Source organism: Candidatus Albibeggiatoa sp. nov. BB20, from assembly GCA_016744725.1.
In the GTDB taxonomy this organism is placed as follows: Bacteria; Pseudomonadota; Gammaproteobacteria; order Beggiatoales; family Beggiatoaceae; genus Albibeggiatoa.
The window spans coordinates 1-10,044 of record JADGDW010000161.1 but is presented as its reverse complement, the minus strand read 5'-3'; the positions used below and the strand labels follow the sequence as shown (position 1 = coordinate 10,044).

General features: G+C 38.9%; 9 protein-coding genes. 5 read left to right on the top strand and 4 right to left on the bottom strand.

Annotation, left to right across the window (positions count from 1 at the left end; translation table 11 throughout):
• Positions 1 to 247: 247 nt before the first annotated feature.
• From ABXH34_RS15315 to ABXH34_RS15300, 4 genes are all read right to left on the bottom strand, one after another.
• Positions 248 to 2,215, bottom strand: coding sequence for an HAD-IC family P-type ATPase (locus ABXH34_RS15315; protein ID WP_353572757.1), 1,968 nt, complete (start codon positions 2,213 to 2,215; stop codon positions 248 to 250).
• Positions 2,216 to 2,368: 153 nt separating this feature from the next.
• Entirely contained in the window at positions 2,369 to 3,100 is a 732-nt protein-coding gene (locus ABXH34_RS15310; RefSeq protein ID WP_353572756.1) for an ABC transporter permease subunit, read from the bottom strand.
• Between the two features lie 30 nt (positions 3,101 to 3,130).
• The gene (locus ABXH34_RS15305; protein ID WP_353572755.1) at positions 3,131 to 4,090 is read right to left on the bottom strand and encodes an ABC transporter ATP-binding protein; all 960 of its coding nucleotides are present in this window, start codon (positions 4,088 to 4,090) and stop codon (positions 3,131 to 3,133) included.
• 156 nt (positions 4,091 to 4,246) lie between these two features.
• Positions 4,247 to 4,852, bottom strand: coding sequence for a chemotaxis protein CheB (locus ABXH34_RS15300; protein WP_353572754.1), 606 nt, complete (start codon positions 4,850 to 4,852; stop codon positions 4,247 to 4,249).
• Between the two features lie 240 nt (positions 4,853 to 5,092).
• Here ABXH34_RS15300 and aroA point away from each other — a divergent pair, with 240 nt between their 5' ends.
• The 5 genes from aroA to ABXH34_RS15275 form a co-directional block, all read left to right on the top strand.
• Positions 5,093 to 6,394 carry a 3-phosphoshikimate 1-carboxyvinyltransferase gene (gene aroA, locus ABXH34_RS15295; protein ID WP_353572753.1) on the top strand — a complete coding sequence of 434 codons (1,302 nt, stop codon included), beginning with the start codon at positions 5,093 to 5,095 and terminating at the stop codon, positions 6,392 to 6,394.
• A gap of 99 nt (positions 6,395 to 6,493) precedes the next feature.
• Positions 6,494 to 6,838 carry a hypothetical protein gene (locus ABXH34_RS15290; RefSeq protein WP_353572752.1) on the top strand — a complete coding sequence of 115 codons (345 nt, stop codon included), beginning with the start codon at positions 6,494 to 6,496 and terminating at the stop codon, positions 6,836 to 6,838.
• A gap of 609 nt (positions 6,839 to 7,447) precedes the next feature.
• Complete coding sequence (gene acuR, locus ABXH34_RS15285) at positions 7,448 to 8,083, top strand: acrylate utilization transcriptional regulator AcuR (RefSeq protein ID WP_353572751.1); 636 nt, start codon at positions 7,448 to 7,450, stop codon at positions 8,081 to 8,083.
• Between the two features lie 162 nt (positions 8,084 to 8,245).
• Entirely contained in the window at positions 8,246 to 9,226 is a 981-nt protein-coding gene (gene acuI, locus ABXH34_RS15280) for an acrylyl-CoA reductase (NADPH) (RefSeq protein WP_353572750.1), read from the top strand.
• A gap of 510 nt (positions 9,227 to 9,736) precedes the next feature.
• Positions 9,737 to 10,044 (top strand): hypothetical protein (locus ABXH34_RS15275; RefSeq protein WP_353572749.1); only part of this gene is annotated, 308 nt, incomplete at its 3' end.

The following is a 10,044-nucleotide window of genomic DNA, read 5'->3' as shown; positions in this document are numbered from 1 at the left end:
GCTCTAAACCCCTCAAGATACACATTAATTAGACCTACGTTTGTCATAAATCACCATTGTTTTTGTTGCACTGCAAAACTTATACTACGCTCTTTTAAGATAAAAGTTAAGCGTTATTTTTATCAGCACTTTATTCTTTAATAATAGGATGTTATATATTAATTATCCATAATGAAAAAGTTGATTTACTATCAAAAAATTTTGATAAAAATGGGCATTGAGCCATGATGTTCAACACCGCTATTATTTAATCTTTTGTATCGTCTTCTTGCTGAATTTGACGCAGTGGTAAACTTGCGTTGCCTAAGGCTAGTAAAAATGAAATTGTCTTAATCACCACAGCCGCAGTGACACTTAAGCCAAAGAATAAACCACCAAAAATACTGATAAAGGTTGGCGCAATGGTTAATATCAGCGAAGTACGTAAATTGCCTGCTAATTGTTTAGAAATATCAAATAAGCGGGTGAATTGAGATAATGAATTATCCAGTAAAATAATCTGTGCATTATCATGAATCATCGAAGCTGCACCGCGCATTGAAACTGATACAGAGGCGGTTTCCATCGCTGATTTATCCCGTAAACCATCACCGATATAACAGACTTCTTGGCCTTGTGCTTGAAGGCGTTGCACGATGCTGGCTTTATATTCTGGCAAAGTATCATGATAATATTCGCTGATATTCAACTCTGTGCAAAAACGTTGAGTAAAAGTATGATTTTCTTCAGAAACAAGTACAGTTTTTTGTATTTTATGCTGTTGGAAATATTGAATCAGTTGTAAGCGCTGCGGATAAAATTCAACTTCCAACTCAATTGCCCCAATCAGTTCATTGTTTAAAGCGACAAATACAATCGCATAATGAGGGGTTTTACATTCGTAAATAAGGCGTTCCACTTCAATATTTAAATCAATACCCTGCTGATTCATAAAGTGAATATTACCAATCAATAGCTCATTTTCATGATATTGAATGATTAAACCACGTTTAAATTGGTAATGCTCATCAGCAATATTGGGCAATTCGATTCCCGCTTTCTGTGCTTCGGTTAAGATAAAATGCGCTGCAGGATGGGTCATTTTACGGCCAGCCAAAGCAGCATAACGCAGAATTTCTTCCTCGCTATATTCAGGCTTGGTTACAATGCGTTTGACTCGGGTGAATTCAATAAAACTCATCACATCAAATACTAAAGTATCAACATGACGTAAATTTTCTAATGCACCTCCATCTTTAACCAAAATACTATGATGATAGGCAATTTCTAAATAATTAAAGGTACTCAATGGTGCAACAGCCCGCAATCTATCGCCAAATTTACCCGTCAAAACCACTAAACCTTGATACGCACCAAAAGTGACCAAAGTCACACCGTATAAGCCTAAAAAGAGGATTGCTGATTTATCTGCCCATTCGTCTGCTCGCAATTGTAACTGGCTTTGATGTTGGGCATTTTTTTGTAATAGTGCAGTAACTTCAGAAAATAAGGTTGTTTTGCCTACCGCTTCAACTTTTAACTGAATCTTACCTTGGGTTACAGTAGTATAAGCAAAGACATTATCGCCAATACATTTTTCTATGGCTTGGGTTTGACCAGTGACGGCATGTTGACTAACCAATGCTTCACCTTGCACAATTGTCCCATCAGCGGGAATCATTTGCCCAATATCAACAATCGCAATATCGCCTATTTTTAATCGATGGGTGCTGATTTCTATTTCAATACCTTGGCGCAAAATCCAAATTTTATCAGGTAATTGGTCAAGAATTTTGGTGGCATTTTTATGAGAATAATTGTTAACATTATCAATCAAACGACTGCCGAAATAATAGAACAAAAAAGTTAATGCGACGGCAATAAATTCACCGATAGCCAATGCGGCAATAGTGAACAAGACCAGTAGCGCATCATTGCCAACTTTACGTTTTTGGGTGAGTAAGTGTTCGGCATTTTTAAAAATTGGAATGCTTAAGTAACTGATAATGCCAATGTTAACCAAGTTGGCGGCGGGAATAATTGGCGAGACAAGCGCAAGCCCCACGCTGGTTGCACTCAGCCCATAATAGCGTTTGAGTTGCGAGGGTGTCGGTTTAAGTTCCGCAGAGGCGCTTTCAATTTGTGCTGTTTTTGCTATTGATGGCTTTTTTTTGATGAATTCATACAATCGGAAACTGGCATAAGTTCCAGCCAATACGCCCACACTTAATAACATGACCCTATCCTCCATGCCAAATAGCATTAGATTTAGAGATTATTGTGTCATTTTATCTAAAGCATTTCAAAACAATTATGTATAAAATATAAAAAAACCTGCTAGACACTATGGAATAACAGGTTTTTAGAGAAATACACAAATCGTTATAATTTAATCGGCTTTTTTCATTTCGATAAAGATGACAGTGGTAAATAACCAGAATGTAATCACTGAAGCAAAGTAAATAATATCGCGAATATCAATGACACCTTTGCTAATCGCTTGGAAATGGGTCAAAAAGCTGAAAGAGCTGATGGTTTGCACAATAATATGTGGTACCCAACCTGTGAAGAAATCCAAAACTAATGGAAAGCCTGCCAAAATAAAACCTAGACAAGCCACAACGCTGACCACGAATGCAATTACTTGGTTTTTAGTCAAAGCTGACATACAAGAGCCAATCGCTAAAAAGCCACCCGCCATTAATAAGCTGCCAATATAGCTTGCAAAAATCACCAAATTATCAGGATTGCCAAGATAATTTACCGTAATCCACATTGGGAAGGTCAACACCAAACTGATTGCAGTAAATGCCCATGCTGCAAAGAATTTTCCCAATACCGCCTCAGTCACTGTCACGGGTAAGGTCAGCAATAATTCGATTGAACCGCTTTTACGTTCTTCAGCCCACAAGCGCATCGCCAACGCAGGAATCAAAAATAGGTATAACCAAGGATGAAAGTTGAAAAACGGCACTAAATCCGCTTGACCACGGCCAAAGAAATTACCGATATAAAAAGTAAAAATACCACTTAAAAATAAGAAAATGATAATGAACACGTAAGCAATGGGGGTCGCAAAATAGCTGCTTAACTCACGTTTGAATAAAACCCATGTATTCATAAAAAACTCCTTGAAAATGCGGTTCAGTGATTAATTGATTCTGCTGCTCGTGGTGGTAATGGTGCGGAACACTTCATCAAGCTGTCCCGTTTCAACCGATAAACCCAACATTTCCCATTGTTTTTCATAAGCCATTTGACTCACTTCTGCAACGATAGGTAACGTCGATTTTGGCTGTAAGCGATAACTTAAAACCTCAGTTTCTTCAATGGTTTCCAATTTATGCACATTGGGAATTGAGAGTAAAATTTCACGCACCGCACTTGGACTGCCCGTGTTTTTCACGGTAATCGTAACCGCATTATGATTCGGTGACTCAGATTCTAGTTCATTCGGCGTACCATCAGCCAACACTTTACCGTTGGCAATAATAATGGCGCGACTGCAAACCGCATGGACTTCTTCTAAAATATGGGTTGATAAAATAATGACTTTTTCTTCAGCCATTTGAGTAATCAAACTACGCACTTCATGCTTTTGATTTGGGTCTAAGCCATCGGTGGGTTCATCTAAAATCAACACGGCGGGGTCATGTAAAATCGCTTGAGCTAAACCGACACGCCGTTTAAACCCTTTAGATAATGTTTCAATCGGCTGATATAACACGCTTTCTAAATTAACCCGTGATACAACATCATCAATCCGTTGTTGCTTTTGGCTACTGGAAAGACCGCGAATATCACCGATAAAGTTTAGAAAACTAAGCGGGGTCATGTCTGGGTACGCAGGCGCACCTTCAGGCAAATAACCGATCCTTCTTTTGACTTCTAAAGGCTGTTGCGTAATATCGAAGCCATCAACACTGACTGTGCCTGAAGTCGGTGTTAAAAAGCCTGAGATCATTTTCATGGTGGTTGATTTTCCAGCACCATTCGGCCCTAGAAACCCAAGCACCTCGCCTTTTTTAACCTCAAATGAAATATCATCAACAGCGGTTAATAAACCAAATTCTTTACGTAATCTTTGTATTTTTACTATGGTATCCATCATCCATTTCTACTCATTATGTGATGTAAATGAAAACAATCAAACCTTTTGCTTGATGGGGATTTTGTGCGGGTTATGGGGTTGTATACTTAAAATTCAAGTATATTGACTGTGAGTAATTATAAATTACCAATGGAGTCAATATTATACAAGATAGGCTTATTTTAGATTTCGTTGAGATTGATTGACAAGCTGGAGCAAATATTCCCCAATATGATACAGAGGGACTACTTTATCAACTTCGGCACACTCTATCGCCGCTTCAGGCATCGAGGCAGCCACTGCGGTTTTTGGATCTTGTACAATAATATAGCCTCCCATGTCTTTAATCCTCTTCGCACCATCGCAGCCATCGTTATTGGCCCCTGTTAAAATAATCCCGATTAGATTTTCTCGATAAGCATAAGTTGCTGTTTCAAATAATACATCGACGGAAGGACGTGCATATTTCACAGGCTTATCAATTGACAGCGAAAAAGTGCGATCTTCTTCAATCAGCAAATGATAGGCAGGTGGTGCAACATAAACCCAACCGTTTAAAATTTTTTCTTTTTCATCGGCTTGTTTAATTTTTAATTGGCTATGATGTTCTAAAATTCGAGCTAAATAGCTATTAGAATGCGGGTGTAAATGCTGTACGATAATGATTGGCAAAGGAAAATCCTTAGGCAATGGGGATAGAACCGCTGTCAATGCTTGAATCCCTCCTGCTGATGAGCCAATCACCACGGCTTGGTAGTTTTTTGTTTTATTATTCTTATGCACGATAAAATAAATTAAATCTTCAAGATTATTGATGTAGTAAGATTATAGACAAATGTAATCTAATTTGGAAATCAAGCCTATAAATAAGAAAGGCTAAGTTAGAAAGCAATATGCTGTCCTAAAATAGGAAACCCTTGGCGACGCGCTTTAATTGCTCTCAAAACATAAACTCATTGCTACTTAGTTGATAATCCACGCCGCTTGATTGATAATTTGAATTTTTGAACATAGCAAACCAACATGACCCAATTTATTGTACAGCCCAGCCATACTTTACAAGGCACATTTCGCGTTGCAGGTGACAAATCCATTTCTCATCGTTCCATCATGTTAGGTGCGCTAGCAGAAGGCACAACACAGATCACAGGCTTTTTAGAAGGCGAAGATACATTAGCCACATTGGCGGCGTTCCAAGCCATGGGGGTACAGATTCAACGTCCAGCCAAACAAGAAGTGATTATTGACGGGGTTGGGTTACATGGTTTGATCCCACCTAGCCACCCTTTGGATTTAGGCAATTCTGGTACATCAATGCGTTTATTGGTTGGTTTGATGTCTGGACAAGCGTTTGATACCGAATTAGTTGGTGATGACTCATTATCAACTCGTCCGATGCGTCGTGTCACTGATCCTTTGGCTACGATGGGTGCACGGATTGAGTCTACAGAAAGCGGTACACCGCCATTAAAAGTTAAAGGCCAGCAGGACTTACACGCCATTCACTATGACATGCCAATTGCCAGCGCACAAGTTAAATCTTGTTTGTTATTAGCGGGCTTATATGCACAAGGCGAAACCAGCGTGACTGAACCTGCCCCGACCCGCGATCATACTGAACGTATGTTACGAGGTTTTGGCTATACTGTGAAGGTGGAAGGCAATAAAATTAGTGTACAAAATGGTGGTAAATTAACCGCAACCCAAATCGATGTGCCTAGCGATATTTCATCGGCTGCATTTTTCATGGTTGGGGCGAGTATTGCACCCAATGCGGATGTGACGTTGCAACACGTGGGGATTAATCCAACTCGTATCGGGGTGATTAATATTTTACGTCAAATGGGCGCGAATATTACCTTGCTCAATGAACGCGAAATTGGTGGCGAACCTGTGGCTGATATTCAAATCCGTTCTGCACCGCTAAAAGGCATCCAAATCCCTGAAGATCAAGTGCCATTAGCAATTGATGAATTCCCTGCTTTATTTGTGGCGGCAGCTTGTGCTGAAGGTGAAACCGTATTGACGGGTGCAAAAGAATTACGGGTTAAAGAAAGTGATCGGATTCAAGTGATGGCAGATGGTTTGATTGCATTGGGCATTGATGCTAAGCCTACGCCAGATGGTATGATTATCCAAGGCGGCCAATTACAAACGGGTGAAATTCAGAGCCATGGTGACCATCGGATTGCAATGGCGTTTACTATGGCAAGCCTACGGGCTGAAGGGTCAATTACAATTCATGATTGTGCTAATGTTGCAACCTCGTTTCCTAATTTTGCTCAACTTGCACAAGATGCCGGTATTGATATGATAGTTAAATAAGAATCAAGGATTGGCAGTCTGAATAAAGATCATTATTTTTGACGATGATGATTGCCAGTTCTATTTCTTGCTCACACTCATTACAGTTTGGAGAAGCTCATGCGCATAGAAAATACGCTCAATATATTTGCAACACTAATTTATGCCGTTTCTTATATCGTGCTTTTACTTGCATTTACGTTGATTGAAAATGAACGCATGACTTATATTGCAGGTGGTATGGGTGGCCTCATTTTAGGCTCAATTCTGCTTGGGTTTGCCAAGGTTGTTTATTATCAAGAAAAAAATCATCAAGAATTAGTTGAGTTGGTGCGTACTCAACGCTCAGAATTACGTGCTTTGAATGATACGCAGAAATCAGTACAGAATATACAAAAGATTCTCATGGCTAAATATGCGGTGAAGCAGCCTGCAAAAACAGATGCTAAGCCCAGTAAAACCTAAATAATTTTTATTGTTAGGGAATACTATACTGAACTCGTCTAAAAATGAACTTTAACTTGTGACGATGCACCGCGTCGTCATCTGATAACTCAGCTTACGTAAATAAAAGAATTTTTTCATTTTATGTAGGATGTAATAGCGCAGCGTTTTCCACCAAAACATGCGATACACTTAGGATGGTGGAATGCGGTGAGAGAGAGAGTTTATTAATAATAACTAACATCAAAGCCTCATTTATTCCACCTTACTCTTTCAAACTTTTTTACATTTTTCGTAACATGAGTGATAAGACGCAAGTGTGTCTATGACACAGTCCACACAGTGTGTGGAACGAGAAAAAATATAGAGAAAACAGGTTTGAACTCTTTTGAACGATATTAAAATCAATTTAATCCAAGTGAGCACCACAAAAGTTTATTGCATCAAAGCAAGCGTATTGGATGACGCGGGTCTAGTTGAAATATTGACTCTTAAATCGTAACCAATTAAACATCCTATTTTCAGAGCTTGGACAAGTCCCAAATCAGAAGCAGTTCAAGCTTGTTTTAAACATAATAATCCATCTAACAATATTCAATTTCCTGTTTATTATCAGTGATAATATTTAGCTTGCAATTATTAGACGACCAGTCTATTATTTTGAGTATGAAAAATGAAAAAGTACAAAAAAAACAAAATACTCGCGACATATTAATCCGTGTGGGTACGGAAATTCTGACTGAGAAAGGCTTTACCAATACTGGGATTGAAGAAATATTAAAACGAGTCAATGTGCCCAAAGGGTCTTTTTATCATTATTTCAAAAGTAAAGAAGCCTTTGGCGAGGCAGTGATTGAACATTATGCGGCGTATTTTTCTGATAAATTAGATCGATTATTAACCGATACCCAGCATAAGCCATTACAACGTTTACGCAATTTTGTTGAAGAAGCTAAAGCAGGAATGCAACGCTATGATTTTAAACGCGGCTGCTTAGTGGGTAATTTGGGGCAAGAATTAGGTGCAGTCAATGATAATTACCGACATTTATTAGAAAATGTATTTTTAATATGGCAAGAAAAAGTAGCGACCTGTTTGCGTGAAGCTCAAAGCAGAGATGAATTATCAGCTCAAGCAGATTGTGAACAGTTGGCGGCTTTTTTTTGGATTGGTTGGGAAGGGGCTATTTTACGCGCCAAATTAGTCCGCAGCACTCAGCCTTTAGAGTTATTTGCAGCACAATTTTTTAGTCTATTTGAATCTTAAATTACGATGTTTTAGATTAATGACTCAAGTTACGCTTGATTGTTTGTAATTAGAATCATGATTTTCTCATTTTGAATCAGAAGGCTTTTATAAACTACTATAATTAAGCCATTTTTTTACCACAAATATTAGACGACCAGTCTATTTTATGGAGTTACCCCCATGTTTAAAGCCATTTTATTAAGCAAAACTGACAGCGGTGTTGATGCACAATTAACTGAATTAGATGAAGCACAATTGCCTGAGCAAAATGTCACCGTTCGAGTCGAATACTCTACGCTGAATTACAAAGATGGATTAGCGATTACCAACAAAGCACCCATCGTGCGTCAATATCCCTTTGTACCGGGGATTGATTTCGCGGGAACGGTTGAGCAAAGCGATGATCCAAACTGGAAAGCAGGCGATAAAGTCATTTTAAATGGTTGGGGCGTTGGTGAATCACACTGGGGCGGTTATGCAGAAAAAGCACGGGTTAAAGGAGAATGGCTTGTGCCTTTGCCAGAGTCTTTAAGCAGTCGTCAAGCAATGGCCATCGGTACAGCAGGTTATACCGCGATGTTATGCGTGATGCGTTTGGAAGCATTGGGCGTGACTCCAGATAAAGGTGAAATTCTGGTTACGGGTGCAAATGGTGGTGTAGGCAGTATCGCCATTGCGATTTTAGCTAAATTGGGCTACAACGTGGTTGCGTCTACAGGTCGCGTCAATGAGGCAGAACATTTAAAAGCCTTAGGGGCTACAAGTGTGATTGATCGTGCGGAACTTTCCAGCCAGGGTAAACCATTAGTTAAATCACGTTGGGCGGGTGCGGTTGATACGGTGGGTAGTCATACTTTAGCCAATATATGTGCCAGTATGAATTATGGTGGTGTGGTAACAGCGTGTGGCTTAGCGCAAGGGATGGATTTTCCTGCAACGGTTGCACCTTTCATTTTACGTGGTGTGACATTAGCAGGCGTTGACAGTGTTTATGCTCCTATTGAAACCCGTATTGAAGCATGGAAACGTTTAGCAACGGATTTAGATGCTGGTAAATTGGAAGCGGTTTCTCAAGAAGTTGCGTTATCTGAGGTTATTGAGTCTGCCAATCACATTATTGAAGGTAAAATTCGTGGCCGTTTAATTGTTAAAGTGGCTTAAGACAGTCTTTGAGACGGGACTGTTTCTAAGTAGAAATCAGGTTATTTATCGTTGCTATGTTTTTCATACTAGCTTCGTTTAGACGTTCTGCATCGTGAATCATATTTTATGGCGCGGAGCGTCTCGGCTGGATTCCCATAAGTTGAGGTTTTAAAAGAGTTGTTGGGATATTTTAATTGCAGCAAAACGAGCGAATAAAAGTGTAAGTGCTTGGGTTGTTGCACAATTAACCAAACAAAATCCTATTTTTCTTAAACGCTTAGGCTGATATTTTTAATTATAAATATTTGTCTCACTTCTCAAAAATATCTACAATCTAATCTTGTTAATCCATCAATCCTGCAAATCCAGATTCAGACAGCATTTTGAACAAGATGACACAGATTTAAAGATATTCAGGATTAACTCTGATTGCAAATCTATTTCCCAGATCCTAAACTTTAGGCACGAAAAAATCCTGTTTATCCATTCATCCGTTATATCCTGTTCAAAAACCAAAAGAAAACCACCATGACCGACCTAGACATCATCAAACAATTAGAGCGAAAAATTGGAAAACAATTACAAGAAATTAGTTTAGATAAAATTGCTAGTCGAAGTAATGGATATGCAGTAGATAAAGATAAAAATGTTGTTGGACTAAACTTAGATAAGAATGAATTTTATGCTATTCCCAACATTATTGTTTTATTAAGAAATCTAAAGAAATTATCCATTGTTGATACTAAACAACCACCCGCTAAAGACGGGTGGGTTAGAGGCTTGGCGGCTGAAAGCCGGGATACAGGGCGACCAAGCCCTGTTGTCATTAAAGAATT